Source organism: Streptomyces sp. NBC_00335 (genome assembly GCF_036127095.1).
Taxonomy (GTDB): domain Bacteria; phylum Actinomycetota; class Actinomycetes; order Streptomycetales; family Streptomycetaceae; genus Streptomyces.
Genome location: NZ_CP108006.1, coordinates 2,272,603 through 2,290,764, shown reverse-complemented (window position 1 = coordinate 2,290,764; position 18,162 = coordinate 2,272,603). Strand labels below are relative to the sequence as shown.

Genomic DNA, 18,162 nt, shown 5'->3' with positions numbered 1-18,162 from the left:
GACCGGGGTCCCGGACCCCGGTCCCGGGCTGTGTCCTGGGCCCCTTCCTGGGGCTGTGCCGCGGATCTTGTTGGGGGCTGCGTTATGGGAAGCGCTTCTCGGGCTTTGTTCCGGCTCTGTTTGCCGGGGCCTGGGGGCCTCGGGAGCGGGATTCGGCCCGGTATTCGTGGGTTGGGCTGTGGTCGGCCGTGGGGTTTGGGGGCTGCGTGATGGCGGTGGGTGTTGGTCAGTGGCGGAGGCGGAGGCCTTGGGGGGTGGCGTGGAAGCCGGTGGCTTCAATGGGTGGGGCGTAGGGGGAGGTGAGGGAGGGGGCGGCGTTGATGCGTTCCAGGGTGAGGGTGGGGAGGGTGCCCTTGCGGGAGGCTGTGGTGAGGGCTGTCAGGGCGGCCGTGAGGGCGGGGGCGTCCGGGTCGGGCCAGGCCAGGAGGGTTTTGCCGCCGCGCTCCAGGTAGAGGGTGAGTTCGCCGTCGACCAGGACGACCAGGGAACCTGCCTTGCGACCCGGTTTGTGGGTGGCGCCGGTCGGGGGCTCCGGCCAGGGGAGGGCGGCGCCGTAGGCGTTCGCGGGGTCGGCGGCTGCGAGGACCACTGCGGCGAGAGGGGGCGGGGTGCGCTCGGCGGCGCGGAGGCGGTCGACCGCGCCGTCCATGGCGAACTGGGCCGCGCCCAGCCCTTCGACCACGTAGCCCCTGCGGGCCTGGCCGCTGTCCTCGAAGGCGGAGAGGATGCGATAGACCGCGCTGAAGCCGCCTTCCACGCCTTCCGCGGCCACCGCACCCCGGGTCACCACCCCGTGGCGGTCCAGCAGGGTGCGGGCCAGGGCGTGTGCGCGGTGGGTCGGGTCCGGGGCGTGGACCGGGAGCAGGGACCAGCGGCCCGACACCGTGGGCGGGCCCGTACGGGAGGCAGGGGTGGTGAGGGTGCCGTAGCGGCCGCGGGGGATCGTACGGCGGGCGCGGTGGGCGGTGGCGCCCGCCGTGCGTCCCGAGCCGAGGAGGGAGCGCAGGGGGGCCAGGGTGTCGTTCGTCAGGCGGCCCGACCACGTCAGGTCCCAGACGGCGGAGGAGAGGTCCGCGTCGGAGGCGTCCGGGTGCAGCGCGCGGACCCGGTCCGTGAGCTGGCGGAAGAACAGGCCGTAGCCGCCGGAGAGTGCGGAGAGGGTCGCTTCGTGGAGCGGGGTGAGCTCCAGGGGGTGGGCGGGAGGGAGGAGGAGGGGGGCCGCCTCCGCGAGGTAGAGGGAGATCCAGCCGTCCTTGCCCGGCAGGGCGCCCGCGCCGGCCCAGAGGACTTCTCCCGTGGTGGTCAGCTCGTCCAGGAGGGTGGGGGAGTAGTCCGCCACACGGGACGGGAGGATCAGGCGTTCGAGGGCGGAGGCGGGAACCGCGGCGCCCTGGAGCTGCTCGATCGCGCGGGCCAGGCCGTCGACGCCGCGCAGGGCTCCGCCCAGGTGCTGCCACTGGGGGAGGAAGGTGGCGAGGGAGGCGGGAGGGACCGGCTCCAGTTCCTGGCGCAGGGCGGCGAGGGAGCGACGCCGGAGCCGTCGGAGGACGGTGGCGTCGCACCACTCCTGGCCGATGCCCGCCGGATGGAACTCGCCCTGGACCACCCGCCCGGCCGCCGCGAGCCGGTGCAGCGCGCCGTCCGTCACGGCCGTGCCCAGCCCGAAGCGGGCGGCGGCGGTGACCGTGGTGAAGGGGCCGTGGGTGCGGGCGTACCGGGCCAGGACGTCGCCGAGGGGGTCCTTCACCGGCTCGGTGAAGGCCTCCGGGACGCCCACCGGGAGCGCCGTGCCCAGTGCGTCGCGCAGCCGGCCCGCGTCCTCGATGGCCGCCCAGTGGTCCTCGCCGGCGATCCGGACCCGGATCGCCCGGCGGGAGGCGGCCAGGGACGGAGCCCACTGCGGCTCCGCGCCGCGGGCGGCCAGGTCCGCCGGGGTGAGCGGGCCCAGCAGGCGCAGCAGGTCGGCCACCGACTCGGCGTCCTTGGCCCGCCGGTCCTCGGTCAGCCACTGGAGCTCCCGCTCCAGCTCCGTCAGCACGTCCGCGTCGAGCAGCTCGCGGAGCTCCGCCTGGCCGAGCAGTTCGGCCAGCAGCCGGGAGTCCAGCGACAGCGCGGCCGCCCTGCGCTCGGCGAGCGGCGAGTCGCCCTCGTAGAGGAACTGGGCGACGTACCCGAAGAGCAGGGAGCGGGCGAAGGGGGAGGGCTCGGGCGTCGTGACCTCGACGAGGCGGACCCGGCGTGCCTCGATGTCCCCCATCAGCTCGGTCAGGCCGGGCACGTCGAAGACGTCCTGCAGGCATTCCCGTACGGCCTCCAGCACGATCGGGAAGGAACCGAACTCGGAGGCCACCTGAAGCAGTTGCGAGGCGCGCTGGCGCTGCTGCCACAGGGGGGTGCGCTTGCCCGGATTGCGGCGCGGCAGCAGCAGGGCGCGCGCCGCGCACTCGCGGAAACGGGAGGCGAACAGCGCGGAGCCGCCCACCTGGTCGGTGACGATCTGCTGGACGTCCCCGTGGTCGAAGGCGACGTCCGCCGCGCCCAGCGGGGGCTTGTCGTCGTCGAAGTCGAAGGAGGCCGGGGAAGCCGAGGAGCCGGAGGAGGGGCCCCGCGCCGGGTCGTGGTCCAGCAGGTCCAGGTCCATGTTCAGCAGGTCCGCGTCCGGGAGGCGGAGCACGATGCCGTCGTCGGCGTGCATGACCTGCGCGTCCATCCCGTACCGCTCGGAGAGGCGGGCGCCGAGCGCCAGGGCCCAGGGGGCGTGCACCTGGGCGCCGAAGGGGGAGTGGACGACGACCCGCCAGTCGCCGAGCTCGTCGCGGAACCGCTCGACGACGATGGTCCGGTCGTCCGGTACGTGGCCGCAGGCCTCGCGCTGTTCGGCGAGGTAGGACAGGACGTTCTCCGCGGCCCAGGCGTCCAGGCCCGCCGCCAGCAGCCGCAGGCGTGCGTCCTCGGCGGTGAGGCCGCCGAGCTCGCGCAGGAACGCGCCGACCGCGCGGCCCAGCTCCAGCGGGCGGCCCAGCTGGTCGCCCTTCCAGAACGGGAGCCGCCCCGGGACCCCGGGGGCGGGGGTGACCAGGACGCGGTCGCGGGTGATGTCCACGATCCGCCAGGAGGTGGTGCCGAGGGTGAAGACGTCGCCGACGCGGGACTCGTAGACCATCTCCTCGTCGAGCTCGCCGACGCGGCCGCCGCCCTTCTTCGGGTCGGAGCCGGCCAGGAAGACGCCGAAGAGGCCGCGGTCCGGGATGGTCCCGCCGGAGGTGACCGCGAGCCGCTGGGCGCCGGGCCGGCCGGTGATCGTACCGGCGACGCGGTCCCATACGACGCGGGGTCTGAGCTCGGCGAACGCGTCCGAGGGATAGCGGCCGGCCAGCATGTCCAGCACCGCCGTGAAGGCCGAGTCCGGCAGCGCCGCGAAGGGGGCCGCCCGCCGCACCAGGGCGAGCAGGTCGTCCAGCTGCCAGGTGTCCATCGCGGTCATCGCGACGAGCTGCTGGGCGAGGACGTCCAGCGGGTTGGAGGGGATCCGCAGGGATTCGATCGAGCCCGTGCGCATCCGCTCGGTGACCACGGCCGCCTGGACGAGGTCGCCCCGGTACTTTGGGAAGACGACCCCGGTGGAGACCGCGCCCACCTGGTGCCCGGCCCGGCCCACCCGCTGGAGCCCGGAGGCCACGGAGGGCGGGGACTCCACCTGGATGACGAGGTCGACCGCGCCCATGTCGATGCCGAGCTCCAGGCTGGAGGTGGCGACCACGGCGGGCAGCCGGCCCGCCTTCAAGTCCTCCTCCACCAGCGCCCGCTGCTCCTTGGACACCGAGCCGTGGTGGGCGCGGGCCATCAGCGGCGGAGCGCCCTGGGCCGCCCCCGACTGGGCCATGATCTCGGCCGGGGGCGGGCCCTCGGGCAGCGGGCCGCCGGTGGCCCGCTCGTACGCGATCTCGTTGAGCCGGTTGCACAGGCGCTCGGCGAGGCGGCGGGAGTTGGCGAAGACGATGGTGGACCGGTGGGCCTGGACCAGATCGGCGATCCGCTCCTCCACGTGCGGCCAGATGGAGGGCTTGTCGCCGCCCTCCTTGCCCTCGGTGGCGGGGGAACCGCCCAACTCGCCCATGTCCTCGACCGGGACGACCACCGACAGGTCGAACTCCTTGGTGGAGGGCGGCTGGACGATCTCCACCTTGCCGCGCGGAGCCAGGTAACGGGCCACCTCTTCCACCGGGCGGACCGTGGCCGACAGTCCGATCCGGCGCGCGGGGCGGGGCAGCAGCTCGTCCAACCGCTCCAGGGACAGCGCGAGATGGGCTCCGCGCTTGGTCCCGGCGACCGCGTGCACCTCGTCCAGGATCACCGTCTCGATCCCGGTCAGCGCCTCGCGGGCCGCCGAGGTCAGCATCAGGAACAGCGACTCGGGCGTGGTGATCAGGATGTCCGGCGGCCGGGTCACCAACGCGCGCCGCTCGGCCGGCGGGGTGTCGCCGGAGCGGATCCCGACCCGGATCTCCGGCTCGGGCAGGCCCAGGCGCACCGATTCCTGCCGGATGCCGGTCAGCGGGCTGCGGAGATTGCGCTCCACGTCCACCGCCAGGGCTTTGAGCGGCGAGATGTACAGCACCCGGCAGCGCTTCTTCGGATCGGCCGGGGGCGGGGTCGAGGCGAGCTGGTCGAGGGCGGCGAGGAAGGCGGCCAGGGTCTTGCCGGAGCCGGTGGGGGCCACCACCAGCACGTCCGAGCCCGCCCCGATGGCCCGCCAGGCGCCCTCCTGGGCGGAGGTGGGCGAGACGAAGGCCCCCGTGAACCAGGAACGGGTCGCGGGGGAGAACGAGTCGAGCGCGGTACCGGACATGCCCCCATCGTGCACCGTCCCACTGACAACCGTCCGGACCTGTGGAAACACCCCGGCCGGGCCGGGCGCAGAATGGGGGGATGGGCACGGGGACGACCGGAGCGGACGAGGGCCGCCGGGAGTGGGCGCGGCACTGGCAGTACGCGGAACTGCCCGGGCTGGACCTCCTGCGCGCCCACTACGTACGCCACACCTTCCCGCGCCACGCCCACGACGGGTACGTCATCGCGGCCGTCACCGGCGGAGTCGAGGAGATCGGCCTGCCGGGAGACACCCTGCGCGCCGGACCCGGCAGCGTGGTCCTGATCAACCCCGAGGTCCCGCACACCGCCCGCGCCGGAGTCCCCGAGGGCTGGGCCTACGCGACCCTCTACCCCTCCCGGGCGCTGATCACCGAGGTCGCCACCGAGATCGGGACCCTGCGCGGAACCCCCGGCTTCACCGCCGACATGGTCGCCGACCCGCAGGCCTCGCGGGCCATCACCGAGGTTCACCGGGCCGCCGAGGCCGGCAACGCGCTGGCCGCCGACACCCTGCTGCGCGGGGTGGTGGCGCGGATGCTGACCCGGCACGCCGGGCCGCTGCCCGCCCGTGCGGCGGGCCGGGCGGGGGCCGCCGACGCGGAGCGGGCCCGGGCCGTGCTGGAGGAGCGGATGGGGGAGCCCCCTTCGCTGGAGCAGCTCGCGGCGGAGCTGGGGACCAGCCCCTTCGCCCTGCTGCGGGCCTTCCGGGACCGGTACGGCATGCCCCCGCACACCTGGCTGACCGACGCCCGGGTCCGGCGGGCGCGGCGGCTGCTCGACGCGGGGATCCCGCCGGCGGAGGCGGCCGTCACGGTCGGCTTCACCGACCAGCCGCACCTGAACCGGCACTTCACGCGCATCGTGGGGGTGCCGCCGGGCGCCTACCGGCGGGGGCGGGCGGGCGGTTAGGGTCCCGATCATGGATACGGGGGAACTGCTGGCACGGCACGACGAACAGCTCCGGGGCGGAGTCCCCGAATGGCACCCGGTCGGGGTGGTGGTCGAGGCCGACGGGCCGGTGGTGCGCAGGCACTACGGGACGCACGGCACGGCCGAGCACGTGGCACTCGCGGCCGGGACCGAACTCGACGCCCTGGTCCGGCGGCAGCTCGCGGCCTTCGAGGACCGGTGCGAGCCCTCCGAATGGAAGGTCTACGGGCACGACTCCCCGGGCCTGGGCGAGGCCTTGACCGGGGCCGGATTCACCGCGGGGCCGGAACGCTCCGTGCTGGCCGCTCCCCTCGACGCGATCGAGCCTCCGCGCGCGGACGACGAGGTGCACGGTCGGCGCGGCGGCCTGTCCGGGGAGGTCCACGCGCTGGCCGCTGCTTCGGGTCCGCACCGGACGAGCCCGGCGACGTACGAGGCGGACGGAGTTTCGGACGACGCCAGCGAGGAGCCCTGGGCCGACACGATCGTCTCGGAGGGCCGGGTGGTGGCCGCGGGCTGGGCCGAGCTGGTGCACGGCACGGAGTTCGTGGTGGTCGGCGGCCTCAGCCGACCGGAGGGCGCGTTCGTCCGGGCCTGGGCGGAGCGTCGGCGCGGCGAGAAGAGGCCGCGGTACCTGCTCGCGGAGGCCGAAGGCGCTTTGCGTGAGGAGCTGGGGCAGGCCGGTCTGCGCGAGATCACCACCGTCCGTTCCTACCGCTGGACCCCGCCGGGCACACCCGAGGCGACGCGGCCCGCCCTGCTGGTCGACTGCACCTCCGCGCTGGACCGGCGGCTGTGGGACCGCTTCTACGCCGCGTTCGACTTCAAGCCGTCCGTGAGCCGGTTCCCCGGCATCTCGGAGCCCACCCCCTCTGCCACCTGGCACGCCCACGGTCACGGCCGGCCGCGCGTCGCGGACTTCTCCGCCCGGCTGGACGACATCGTCCGGCGCGGGCTGATCGCCGTCACCGAACCCGGGGAGTCCGTCTTCTGGCTCGACTGGAACCACGACGGCTACCGCTACGACCCCCGCCGCACCGGCATCCCCGGCCGACCGCCCACGCCGGGCGAGGGGACCTACCCCAACGGCGACTACTACCTCCACCTCACCGAGGACATGCGCCTCGGCACCTTCGGCCACCCCTGGGAGCAGACCCTGTGCGTGTTCGGGCCGCTGCTCGCCGCCGTGGAGGCGGAGCTCACCGAGCTGCTGGGTGAGCCGCTGCGGCGCCGGGACGGCTAGGACGCCAGGCCCGCGCGGGTCTCCTCGATCAGGGTGCGGGCCTCGGCCACCGTGGCCGTCAGGGACTCGGGCGTCGTGCCCTGGGCGCCCAGCAGGGCCCGTACGCGCTTGCCGAAGCCGGGCGGAGCCGAGGGCAGGAGCTCGGCCGCGGCCAGGGCGCCCTTCTCGTTCAGGCACCAGCGGCGGTCCGCCGCGTACAGGGACTGGATGAGGACGCCGAAGGCGCGGGACAGGCAGAGGGAGACGTACAGGGCGTCCGCGCGGGCCGCGCCCTTCGCGGCGCCCGCCGCGAGGAACTCCGCCTCCCAGGCACCGGCCAGCAGGGCGTCGCGGAGCGGCTCCGGGTAGGCCGAAGTCGTGGTGCGCAGGGCGGTCAGTTCGCCCGACGGGTCCGCGAGGACCTGGCCCAGGGCCACCTCGCCCGGGTAGCACGGGGACCAGAAGCCGAGGGGGTGGCCCGGCTGCACGCCCACCTCGTAGCGGCCCTCACGGCACTCCTGCCACACCCGTTCCACCCGGTCCAGGTCGCGCAGGATCCAGTCCACCGCCACCCCGTCGACGCGCAGCCAGGCTCCGCCGTTGACCCAGGGGCCCCAGCCGCCCGGTCCGGCGACCTCCACGTCCGGGCCGGCCAGTGCGCCGAGCGCGGTGAGGTCGAGGGCGCCGCGGTAGTAGACGCCGAGGTCCCAGTCCGATTCGGGGCGGTGCTCGCCGCGGGCCCGGCTGCCGCCGAGCATGACCCCGCGGACGCCGGGCACCTCGGCCAGCCGGTCCGCCATTTCCTTGATCACTTCGTGCATGGTGCAAGAACGTACAAGACCCGGATGCCGTGGCCCGCGTAATTTCGGGGCGTGGGAGAACATCGGATGGCCATACGAGAAGAACCCGAGCACGAGGTGCCCGGCCGAGAGGTTCCCGGCAGCGCGCCCGCGGTCGACAAGCCGCGCGCCGCCGTCGTACGCGACGCGCTCGGCGTCGGCGTGGCGGTCGGGCTGTCCGGCTTCGCCTTCGGGGTGACCGCCGCCGGGTCCGGGGTCAGCACCCTCCAGGCCTGCGTGCTCAGCCTGCTGGTGTTCACCGGGGCCTCGCAGTTCGCGCTGGTCGGAGCCCTGGCCGCCGGCGGGAATCCGTTCACGGCCGCCGCCGGGGCCTTCTTCCTCGGCACCCGCAACGCCTTCTACGGGCTGCGGCTGTCCCAGCTGCTCGCGCTGCCCAAGGGCGTACGCCCCTTCGCCGCGCACTGGGTGATCGACGAGACCACCGCCGTGGCCCTGGCCCAGCCCGACCGGAAGTCGGCGCGGCTCGGCTTCACCGTGACCGGGCTGAGCCTCTACGTCCTGTGGAACCTCACCACCCTGCTCGGCGCGCTCGGCGCCGAGGCCATCGGCGACACCAGGGCGTGGGGGCTGGACGCCGCCGGGCCCGCCGTGTTCCTCGCGCTGCTCGCGCCGATGCTCAAGACCGGCACCGAGCGGGCCGTCGCCGCGCTCGCCCTCGTGCTCGGGCTGGGCCTGCTGCCCGTACTGCCCGCCGGGGTGCCCGTGCTGATCGCGGCGCTGGCCGCGCCGATCGTGCTGTGGATGAAGGGACGCCGCTCGTGAACGTCTGGATCGCCATCGGACTCACCGTCGTCGGCTGCTACGCCGTGAAGCTCGCCGGACTGCTCGTCCCCGCCGGCGCCCTGGAGCGGCCCGCGGTGCGCAAGCTCGCCGCGCTCCTGCCGGTCGCGCTGCTCGCCGCGCTCACCGCGCAGCAGACCTTCGCCACCGGGCAGGAGCTCGTCCTCGACGCCCGCGCCGCCGGGCTCGCGGCCGCCGCGGTCGCGCTGCTGCTGCGGGCCCCGTTCCTCGTCGTGGTCGCGGCGGCCGTCGTCGTCACCGCGGGGCTGCGGGCCCTGGGAGGCTGACCGAGCCGGGCAGTCGGCCGTACGCGCGCAGGGTCAGCAGCGCCTCCAGCGTGGCGATCGGGCGCCGCTCCAGCGAGCTGCCCGGCGCCCACGCCGCGCGGTGCACCGGCCAGCCGCCGTCCGGCTGCTGCAGGTCGGCCAGGAAGCGCAGCGAGCCGTACAGCTCCGCGTCCGTGAACCAGCCGCGCGCGAGGGACTCCGGGCGGCGGGCGAAGTCGTACGGGTACAGGTGCTCGCCCGGCGCGTGGCCGGGGACCGGCGGGTACGCGTCCTGCCGCGCGGGGTCCAGTACGACGAGCCGCTGCTCGCGGACGAGGCGCCCCAGCCGGTCGGCGGCCGCCGACGCCCGGGCCCGGTCGGGGACCCCGTCGAGGAAGGCCACCGCGCTCCGGACCTCGTACGGGTGCCAGTGGCGCAGGTTCTCCACCCGGTCCCAGCAGAAGTCCGTCGCCCGGAACAGCCACGCGTGCCACACCCGGTTGCGGTGCAGGATCCCGACGACGGGGCCGGTGGCCAGCAGGTCGCCCGGCGGATCGTCGTGCAGCCGGTGGTAGGGGGCGGCCGGGTAGCCGCCGGAGTCCGGAGCCGTCGCCGGAAGCGCGCCTTCGGGGGTGGAGACGCGGATCAGGTGGGCGCAGAGCCGCTCGATGCGCTGTCCGGCGCAGCGGCCCAGGCCGTCCAGGACGCGCAGGGCGTGGGCGGTGTGCAGCGGGTGGCTCAGCGGACCGCGCAGATCCGGGTCGAGGGCGTGGCCGTATCCGCCGTCGGCGCCGAGGTAGGCGCCGAGGGCGGCATCGACAGGGTCGGCGTCCCCGCCGAGGAAGTGGAACGCGAACCGCCGCTGCTCCAGCACGCGGGCCGTGAGCCAGATGAACTGCTCGGCGCGGGCGGGCGCACTCGTCGCCGTCGGCGCCGCCGGGGCGCGGGTTTCGTCTCCAGGCATGCCAGGAACCGTAGGGGCCCGGGCGGCGCCGAAGTGGCCCGAACGGGGAGGGTGCACTCTCCGGGGCGGGATACTGGAGGCATGCGGTTGACGATTTTCTGGGAGCGGATGGCCGAGCACTTCGGCGCGGGCTACGCGGACTCCTTCGCGCGGGACCACGTCATGACGGAGCTCGGGGGACGCACGGTGCACGAGGCGCTGGACGCGGGCTGGGAGGCCAAGGACGTGTGGCGCGCGGTGTGTTCGGCTGTGGACGTGCCCGCCTCGCTGCGCTAGTTCCTGCCGTTCCCGCGGTCGGCGGGCCGCCCGCTCCGTGCGGCGCGGGCGAGGTCACGGCGACCGCTTCGTGGTTCGCGGCGCCGGTGGGACAGACTGGTCGGCGTGGCAGCCAGTGATGAGACGACCGACCGGCCCGAAGACCCCCGGGGCACGCCGCCGGCCAGCCCGGCGGCCCCCTCGGCCGCAGGCTCCGTAGCGGGAGATCCCGAAGCGCCGGTACCCGTCGGGGAACCGGCTGCGGCGGACGCCCGGATGCCGCGCTGGCTGCCGCGAGCCGTGGTGCTCGTACTGGCGCTGGTGGCCTGTTTCCAGCTCGGCAGTTGGGCCTTCCACCAGCTCATCGGGCTGCTCGTCAACATCCTGATCGCGTTCTTCCTCGCGCTCGCGATCGAACCGGCCGTGGCCCGGATGGCGGCCCGCGGCGTGCGCCGCGGGCTCGCCACCTTCCTCGTGTTCCTCGGGGTGTTCGTCGCGTCCGCCGGATTCGTCGTCCTGCTCGGCTCGGTCCTCGCCGGGCAGATCATCGACCTGGTGGAGGGCTTCCCCGGCTATCTCGACTCGCTGATCGGATCGATCAACGACACCTTCCACACGGACCTGTCCCGGCTGGAGATCCAGGACAGCCTGCTGCATTCGGACTGGCTGCAGAAGTACGTGCAGAACAGCGCGACCGGCGTGCTCGACGTGTCCGCCACCGTGCTCGGCGGACTGTTCAAGCTGCTGACGATCGGTCTGTTCTCCTTCTACTTCGCCGCCGACGGGCCGCGACTGCGCCGCGCCCTGTGCTCCGTACTGCCGCCCTCGAAGCAGGCGGAAGTGCTGCGGGCGTGGGAGATCGCCGTCACCAAGACGGGCGGATACCTCTACTCGCGCGGGCTGATGGCGCTGATCTCCGGGATCGCGCACTACGTCCTCTTCGCGGTGCTGGGCGTGCCGTACGCGCCCGCGCTCGCGGTGTGGGTGGGACTGGTGTCGCAGTTCATCCCCACCATCGGCACCTACCTGGCGGGCGCGCTGCCGATGCTGATCGCCTTCACGGTCAACCCCTGGTACGCGCTGTACGTGCTCGGATTCGTGGTGGTGTACCAGCAGTTCGAGAACTACGTGCTCCAGCCGAAGCTGACCTCGAAGACGGTGGACATCCACCCGGCGGTGGCCTTCGGATCCGTCATCGCGGGCACCGCCCTGCTGGGCGCGGTCGGGGCGCTCATCGCGATCCCGGCCGTCGCCACGATGCAGGCCTTCCTCGGCGCGTACGTGAGGCGGTACGCGCTGACCGGAGACGCGGACGCCTCTACTTCCCGGGATCGTCCGAGGCGCCGAGTACGGATGCCAGGGCGTCGGTGACCCAGTTCTCGACGCCGTCCTTGTCCACGCCGAGGCCGCTGAGCGGACCGGTGCCGTTCTCCAGCTCCAGGAGCGCGAGCAGGATGTGTTCGGTGCCCACGTAGCTGTGACCGAGGCGCAGGGCCTCGCGGAAGGTCAGCTCCAGGGCCTTCTTCGACGAGGCGTCGAAGGGGACCAGTTCGGGGACGTCCTCCGCGGCCGGGGGCAGGGCGGCGGTCACGGCGGCGCGCACGTCGTCGGACGCGACCCCCTGGGCGGCGACGGCGTGGGCGGCGAGGCCGTCGGGCTCGGAGAGCAGTCCGAGGACGAGGTGCTCGGTGCGGATCTCGGTGTTGCCGGCGGCGCGGGCCTCGTTCTGCGCGGTGACCACCACGTTGCGGGCGCGGGGGGTGAAGCGGGCGAAGCCCTGGCCGGGATCGAGCGGGGCCTCGCCCTCCTTGTCGGCCTTCGGTACGAAGCGCTTCTGGGCGGCCTGGCGGGTGACGCCCATGCTGCGGCCGATGTCGGTCCAGGAGGCACCGGAGCGGCGGGCCTGGTCGACGAAGTGGCCGATGAGGTGGTCCGCGACGTCCCCGAGGGCCTCGGCGGCGACGACCGCGCCGCTGAGCTGTTCCAGGGTGTCGGTGTGGACCTTCTTGATGGCCTCGATGAGGTCGTCGAGGCGTACCGGATTGGTCATGCGAACGGGTTCCACCGAAGGGTTCGTCATGAGGCAACCCTAGGTTGACAGTCGAAAGGGTGTCAACCCTGGGTTGTCACTCGTCCTGTTCCCGTGGCGTTGTCACTCTCCCGGTTCCCGCAGCGGGAAGCTCGCGCGCTCGTGCCAGGCCGTCCCGTCGTAGGCCACCAGGTCGACGGCGCGGACGCGGGTGGTGAGGGGGAGCCGGCCGCGCAGCGCCGCCTCGGCCGCGTCCAGGTCCGCCTCCCGGGCGCGCTGGGCCACCGTGAGGTGCGGGACCGGGTCGGGGTAGCGGCCGCCGTAGGGCCGGACCTCCGGCCAGTGCTCGGCGACCGCGCGGGTCAGCCGGCGCAGCGGGGCGTCCGGCTCCGGGGCGAGGTAGAGCATCCCCGGGAACCGGCCGGTCCGCTCGAAGCGCAGGTCGAAGGCGGGGTGGGGGCGCAGGGCCGCGGCGATCCGGGCGTGCACGGAGGGGTCGATCAGGCTCTCCGGGAGGAACGGGTAGAGCACGCTCACGTGCGCGGGCACCCCGGCCCCGGCCCGGGCGGCGGGGTCGATCCGGTCCCGCCAGTCCCGGACGGCGGGTTCCGCTTCGGGTATCCGCACGATGAGCGCGGTGCGGCCGGCGGGGAACATGCTGGAGGTGGTGTCGTCCGCGGTGTCCTTCATGGGGGTGGATCATGCCAGCAGCCGGCGGGGTGGACGGGTACGGCGTGGTGCGCTTGACAGGGAAATCGAACACGCATTCTTATTGGTTATCCACAGCCAAAACGGACGTGGGACCGCGTTGTCAGTGGCAGGCGTTAGCGTCAATGGCGTGAAGCGATCGACTCAAGCAAATCGGGTGGAACCCATGGCAGGCAACGACCGCGAGAAGGCTCTCGAAGCCGCGCTCGCACAGATTGAACGGCAGTTCGGCAAGGGTGCCGTGATGCGTCTCGGCGACAAGCCGAACGACCCCATCGAGGTCATCCCCACCGGATCGACCGCGCTCGACATCGCGCTCGGCGTCGGTGGACTGCCGCGCGGCCGTGTGATCGAGGTCTACGGGCCGGAGTCCTCCGGTAAGACGACCCTGACCCTGCATGCCGTGGCCAACGCGCAGAAGGCCGGCGGCACCGTGGCCTTCGTGGACGCCGAGCACGCGCTCGACCCCGAGTACGCCAAGGCCCTCGGTGTCGACACCGACAACCTCATCCTGTCCCAGCCGGACACCGGCGAGCAGGCGCTGGAGATCGTGGACATGCTGGTCCGCTCCGGTGCGCTGGACCTCATCGTCATCGACTCCGTGGCGGCCCTCGTGCCCCGCGCGGAGATCGAGGGCGAGATGGGCGACTCGCACGTGGGTCTCCAGGCCCGTCTGATGAGCCAGGCCCTCCGGAAGATCACCGGTGCGCTCAGCCAGTCCAAGACCACCGCCATCTTCATCAACCAGCTCCGCGAGAAGATCGGTGTGATGTTCGGCTCGCCGGAGACCACCACCGGTGGCCGCGCGCTGAAGTTCTACGCCTCCGTGCGCCTCGACATCCGGCGCATCGAGACCCTCAAGGACGGCACGGACGCGGTCGGCAACCGCACCCGCGTCAAGGTCGTCAAGAACAAGGTCGCGCCGCCCTTCAAGCAGGCCGAGTTCGACATCCTCTACGGCCACGGCATCAGCCGCGAGGGCGGCCTGATCGACATGGGCGTGGAGCACGGCTTCGTCCGCAAGGCCGGTGCCTGGTACACGTACGAGGGCGACCAGCTCGGCCAGGGCAAGGAGAACGCGCGGAAGTTCCTCTGCGACAACCCCGCCCTCTCCGACGAGATCGAGCGGAAGATCAAGGAGAAGCTGGGCGTCGGCATCCGCAAGGACGCCGCCGCGACTGCAGCCGCCACGGCCGAGGCCGGCGCGGACGCGTCCGCCGAGACCGCCGCGGTGCCCGCGCCCGCGTCGAAGGCCAAGACCGCGGTCAAGGCCGCCGTCGCCAAGAGCTGACCCCGTGTGGGAGCAGGAAAGGGGCGGCACGGACGGCGCTGAGGACCGCCGCGAGGGCAGTCGCCGGGGCCGCCGCGAGAGCGGCGGCCGTGGAGGCCGCCGTGCGGAGGGCCGTGAGGGCCGGGACGACAGGCAGGAGCTGCCGCCCCAGAGTCCCGAGGAGCAGGCGAAGGCGATCTGTCTGCGCCTGCTCACCGGGATGCCGCGCACCCGGCGCCAGCTCGCGGACGCCCTGGCCAAACGGGACATCCCCGAGGAGGTGTCGGAGCAGGTCCTCTCGCGGTTCGAGGAGGTGGGCCTGATCGACGACGCCGCCTTCGCCGGGGCCTGGGTCGAGTCCCGGCACCGGGGCCGGGGGCTGGCCCGCCGGGCGCTCGCACAGGAGCTCCGTACCAAGGGGGTGGCACCCACCCTCGTACAGGAGGCCCTGGAACAGCTGGACTCCGACCAGGAGGAGGAGACCGCCCGGGAGCTCGTGGAGCGCAAGCTCCGCGCGACCCGGGGCCTGGAGCGGGACAAGCGGATCCGGCGCCTCGCCGGAATGCTCGCCCGCAAGGGGTACCCCGAGGGCATGGCCCTGCGGGTGGTCCGCCGCGCACTGGAGGCGGAGGGTGAAGACGCAGAAGACCTGACGTTCTGACGGGGTGACCCGCGGCCCCCGGGGCCGCGGGGTCCGATCGTCCGTCCGTCGCGGGTGTGGAGCGGGGTGGGGTTAGCCCCCGGCCGAGGACGCCGGGGCGCTCCAATGTCCCGAGGCGGCCCCGGCGGCAGAGTTTTCCCCATGATGCTGCGCTACGCACTCCAGACCGTCCGGGACCGCAAAGCCGGTTTCCTCGGCGCCTTCCTCGCCCTGTTGTGCGCGGCGGCCCTCGTGACCGCCTGCGGAACCCTCCTGGAGACGGGACTGCGCGGGACGATCACGACCGAGCGCTACGCGGGCGCCCCGGTGATCGTCGCCGCCGACCAGAACGTCCACGCGACGACGGTCAAGGTGAAGAACAAGGGCGACGAGCAGAAGGTCAAGACGAAGCACAAGGCCAAGCCCGTCGCCGAACGGGCCTGGCTGCCGGCCACCACCGTGGACACCGTCCGCGCGGTGCCCGGAGTCGAGCGGGCCGTGCCCGAGCTCACCTTCCAGGCCGTGCCGCTCACCCGGGGCGGACCGGGCGGCGAAGGCGCGAAGCCCTCGTACGGACACGCCTGGAGCTCGGCCGCGCTCACCCCCTTCACGCTCGCCGAAGGCCGCGCCCCCCAGGGCGGTGACGAGGTCGTCGTCGACCGCGGACTCGCCGCCCGCGCGGCCCTGAGGCCCGGCTCCGAGCTCACCGTGCAGTCCACCGGCGCGCCCAAGACCTATACGGTCAGCGGGATCGCCGCCGCGGCCGGCGGGAGCCTCGCGCACCAGAGCGCCCTGTTCTTCGGCGACGCCGAGGCGCAGCGCCTCGCCGCCCGCGAAGGCCGGGTCAGCGCCATCGGGGTCCTGCCCAAGGCCGGGGTCGACGCGGGCGAGCTGGCCGGGCGGATCCGGCAGGCGCTCCAGGGCACCACCGCGCAGGTGGCCACCGGCGACGAGCGCGGCCCCGTGGAGTTCCTCGACGCGGCCGGCGCCCGGATCAAGCTGGTCTCCATGGGCGGCGCGATGGGCGGTACTTCACTCCTCGTGGCGGTCCTCGTGGTGGTCGGCACCTTCTCCCTGTCGATCCAGCAGCGCCACCGCGAGCTCGCCCTGCTCCGCGCCATCGCCGCCACCCCCGGGCAGCTGCGGAGCATGATCGGCCGCGAGGCGCTGCTCGTGGGGCTGGCCGCCGGAGTCGCCGGAGCCCTCGCCGGGCTGCCGCTGGCCGCCTGGCTGCACGGCCGGTTCGTCGACGCGGGGGTCGTCCCCGTCACCCTGGAGCGCACCGCCGGGATCTTCCCGATGATCGCCGCCGTCGGAGCGAGCCTGCTCGGAGCATGGGCCGCGGCCCGGATCACCGCCCGGCGGGTGGCCCGCGTCCGCCCCGCCGAAGCGCTGGCCGAGGCCGCCGTCGAGCGGAGCCGGCCCAGGTGGGCGCGGCTCGTCGCCGGGGCGCTGCTGCTGGCGGCCGGGGTGGTGCTGATCGCCGTACTCAGTACGCTGCGCACCGAGCCGGCGTCGACTCCGGTCACCTTCCTCGCCGTCGTGGTGCTCGCCGGAGCCGTCTCGCTGCTGGGCCCGCTGATCGTCAAGGCCGCGGCCGCACTGCTCGCGGGGCCGCTGCGGCTGGCCGGCCCGGGCGGCCGGCTGGCCACCGCGAACCTGCGCGGCAACGCGACCCGGATGGCCTCCGCCGTCACCCCGCTCACCCTGCTGGTCGGGATGGCCTGCACCGTGCTCTTCGTCACCCCGACGCTGGGCGACGCCGCCCGGGCGCAGGCCCGCGAGGGAGTACGGGCCGAGTGGGTGCTCCAGGGCCGGGGGCCGGGGGTTCCCGGCGCCGCCGCCGAGCGGATCCGCCGCACCCCCGGGGTCCTCGCGGCCACCGAGGTCGTGCACACCTCGATCCGGGTGGGGCTGACGAAGTACGCGGCGCAGGGCGTGACCCCGGCCGGGCTGGACCGGACCTGGGACCCGGGGGTGACGGCCGGGAGCCTGGCGGAGTTCGGGGAGAAGAACGTCGCGGTGAGCGAACTGGCCGCCGACCAGCTGGGCCTGAAGCCGGGCAGCCCGCTCTCGCTGACGCTGGGCGACGGAACGCCGGTCACCCTGACCGTGTCCGCGGTGTACGCGCGGGGCCTGGGCTTCGGGGACGTGACGCTGCCCCACGGTCTGGTCGCCGCGCACGTCGACGATCCGCTGGCTTCGAGCGTGCTGGTGGCGGGACCGGCGGGGCCGGCCGTACGGGAGGTGCTCGCCTCGGCGGTACGGGAGTACCCGGGCGTGGCCGTGCTGTCGGCGGCCGAAGCGGACGGCGCCCGGGCGGAGCGGCAGGCGGCCGGGTCGGAGATCAACCTGCTGGCCATGGGGCTCGTCCTGGCCTTCACCGCGATCGCGGTGGCCAACACCCTGGCGATGTCCACGGGGGAGCGGCTGCGGGAGTTCGCGATGCTGAGGCTCGCGGGGGCGACGCGGCGGCAGGTGCGGGGGATGCTGCGGGTGGAGGCGCTGGCGGTGCTCCTGATGGGGGTGGTGCTGGGGTCCGGGATCTCGCTGGCGGTCCTCACCGCGTTCAGCGTGGGCATGACGGGGTCGGCGGCGGCGGTGGTGCTTCCGCTGGTGTACGGGGTGGTTGTGGGTGGGGCGGGGCTGGTGGCGCTGTGCGCTACTGGCTTCGCCGGGCGGGTGGCGATGCGGCCCCGGCCGGTGGACCTCGCGGCGGCCAAGGGCTAGGCGTCCGCGGCTCCGCCCCGGGGCCGTTGTCCCGCGGGGACCAGCCCCCGGCCCCGTCTCCCCGCCCGGCCGTGGGTGTGCCGCTGCGCGGGGCGGAGTTCCCCTACCCGCCCTTCCACCGTTCCCAGGGCTCCGCCCTGACCCGGTCCTCAAACGCCGGACGGGCTGAAGTGCTCCTGGGGCTCCGCCCCAGACCCCGCGCCTCAAACGCCGGCGAGGCTGGATTTGGCCCGCGCTGGATTGGACGTGAGCGCAGCACAGCTCGCACAGCACCACTTGGGCAGCGCGGCTTGCGCAGCACGGCTTGCGCTGGATTGTCGGCGCAGCACGCAACGCAGCACGCCCTGGGCCGGCTTGCCGGAGGCCACATCCAGCCTCGCCGGCGTTTGAGGCGCGGGGGTTCCGGGGGCTGGCCCCCGGCGACGGACGCCGCACGCGGCAAGGGTCCGGGCGGAGCCCGGGGAACGGGCGAAGGGCGGGTAGGGGAACTCGCCCCGCAGGGCCAATCCAGCCGCACCCGCCCACCGGCCCCACGCCGCGACGGCAGCGGCGGCACCCCCGACCGGCCACCGCCGGACGGAGTTCGGCGCAGCGGCGCGAAGCGGTAAGGCCCGCACCGCGCGAGGGGTGCGTCGA

The 18,162-nt window shown here is 74.2% G+C and carries 14 protein-coding genes; 9 read left to right on the top strand and 5 right to left on the bottom strand.

The window, feature by feature from the left end; all coding sequences use genetic code 11:
• Window positions 1–226 precede the first annotated feature (226 nt).
• Window positions 227–4,849 (bottom strand): ATP-dependent helicase, encoded by a 4,623-nt coding sequence (locus OHA37_RS10060; protein ID WP_266903995.1) that lies wholly within the window; start codon window positions 4,847–4,849, stop codon window positions 227–229.
• 80 nt (window positions 4,850–4,929) lie between these two features.
• Between OHA37_RS10060 and OHA37_RS10055 the strand changes: the two genes are divergently transcribed.
• Window positions 4,930–5,781, top strand: coding sequence for an AraC family transcriptional regulator (locus OHA37_RS10055; protein ID WP_266903994.1), 852 nt, complete (start codon window positions 4,930–4,932; stop codon window positions 5,779–5,781).
• A gap of 10 nt (window positions 5,782–5,791) precedes the next feature.
• A complete protein-coding gene (locus OHA37_RS10050; protein ID WP_266903993.1) occupies window positions 5,792–7,045 on the top strand; it encodes a DUF2716 domain-containing protein in 1,254 nt (417 codons plus the stop codon).
• Here OHA37_RS10050 and OHA37_RS10045 read toward each other — a convergent pair.
• Window positions 7,042–7,845, bottom strand: coding sequence for a nucleotidyltransferase domain-containing protein (locus tag OHA37_RS10045; RefSeq protein ID WP_266903992.1), 804 nt, complete (start codon window positions 7,843–7,845; stop codon window positions 7,042–7,044). The genes OHA37_RS10050 and OHA37_RS10045 overlap by 4 nt on opposite strands.
• 66 nt (window positions 7,846–7,911) lie before the next feature.
• Between OHA37_RS10045 and OHA37_RS10040 the strand changes: the two genes are divergently transcribed.
• Together OHA37_RS10040 and OHA37_RS10035 are read left to right on the top strand one after the other, a co-directional pair.
• Window positions 7,912–8,646, top strand: a complete 735-nt coding sequence (locus OHA37_RS10040) for an AzlC family ABC transporter permease (RefSeq protein ID WP_266903991.1) — start codon at window positions 7,912–7,914, stop codon at window positions 8,644–8,646.
• Window positions 8,643–8,951: an AzlD domain-containing protein gene (locus tag OHA37_RS10035; RefSeq protein WP_266903990.1), complete on the top strand. Its 309-nt coding sequence runs from the start codon at window positions 8,643–8,645 to the stop codon at window positions 8,949–8,951. The genes OHA37_RS10040 and OHA37_RS10035 overlap by 4 nt, the downstream gene beginning before the upstream one ends.
• Here the strand turns inward: OHA37_RS10035 and OHA37_RS10030 are convergent.
• Window positions 8,920–9,894: a hypothetical protein gene (locus OHA37_RS10030; RefSeq protein WP_266903989.1), complete on the bottom strand. Its 975-nt coding sequence runs from the start codon at window positions 9,892–9,894 to the stop codon at window positions 8,920–8,922. The two genes, OHA37_RS10035 and OHA37_RS10030, sit on opposite strands and share 32 nt — an antisense overlap.
• A gap of 81 nt (window positions 9,895–9,975) precedes the next feature.
• Here OHA37_RS10030 and OHA37_RS10025 point away from each other — a divergent pair, with 81 nt between their 5' ends.
• Both OHA37_RS10025 and OHA37_RS10020 read left to right on the top strand, forming a co-directional pair.
• Window positions 9,976–10,170 carry a DUF3046 domain-containing protein gene (locus tag OHA37_RS10025; protein ID WP_214955542.1) on the top strand — a complete coding sequence of 65 codons (195 nt, stop codon included), beginning with the start codon at window positions 9,976–9,978 and terminating at the stop codon, window positions 10,168–10,170.
• A 105-nt stretch (window positions 10,171–10,275) separates the two neighbouring features.
• Window positions 10,276–11,520 (top strand): AI-2E family transporter, encoded by a 1,245-nt coding sequence (locus OHA37_RS10020; RefSeq protein ID WP_266903988.1) that lies wholly within the window; start codon window positions 10,276–10,278, stop codon window positions 11,518–11,520.
• Here the strand turns inward: OHA37_RS10020 and OHA37_RS10015 are convergent.
• Together OHA37_RS10015 and OHA37_RS10010 are read right to left on the bottom strand one after the other, a co-directional pair.
• Window positions 11,468–12,229, bottom strand: a complete 762-nt coding sequence (locus OHA37_RS10015; protein WP_266903987.1) for a Clp protease N-terminal domain-containing protein — start codon at window positions 12,227–12,229, stop codon at window positions 11,468–11,470. The two genes, OHA37_RS10020 and OHA37_RS10015, sit on opposite strands and share 53 nt — an antisense overlap.
• Window positions 12,230–12,301: 72 nt before the next feature.
• The gene (locus OHA37_RS10010; protein ID WP_266903986.1) at window positions 12,302–12,868 is read right to left on the bottom strand and encodes a 2'-5' RNA ligase family protein; all 567 of its coding nucleotides are present in this window, start codon (window positions 12,866–12,868) and stop codon (window positions 12,302–12,304) included.
• A gap of 184 nt (window positions 12,869–13,052) precedes the next feature.
• Between OHA37_RS10010 and recA the strand changes: the two genes are divergently transcribed.
• The 3 genes from recA (at window position 13,053) to OHA37_RS09995 (ending at window position 17,526) form a co-directional block, all read left to right on the top strand.
• Window positions 13,053–14,177 (top strand): recombinase RecA, encoded by a 1,125-nt coding sequence (gene recA, locus OHA37_RS10005; protein WP_266903985.1) that lies wholly within the window; start codon window positions 13,053–13,055, stop codon window positions 14,175–14,177.
• 4 nt (window positions 14,178–14,181) lie between these two features.
• On the top strand, window positions 14,182–14,817 hold the full coding sequence (gene recX, locus OHA37_RS10000; protein WP_266903984.1) for a recombination regulator RecX: 636 nt from the start codon (window positions 14,182–14,184) through the stop codon (window positions 14,815–14,817).
• Window positions 14,818–14,958: 141 nt separating this feature from the next.
• Window positions 14,959–17,526: an ABC transporter permease gene (locus OHA37_RS09995; protein ID WP_266903983.1), complete on the top strand. Its 2,568-nt coding sequence runs from the start codon at window positions 14,959–14,961 to the stop codon at window positions 17,524–17,526.
• Window positions 17,527–18,162 lie beyond the last annotated feature (636 nt).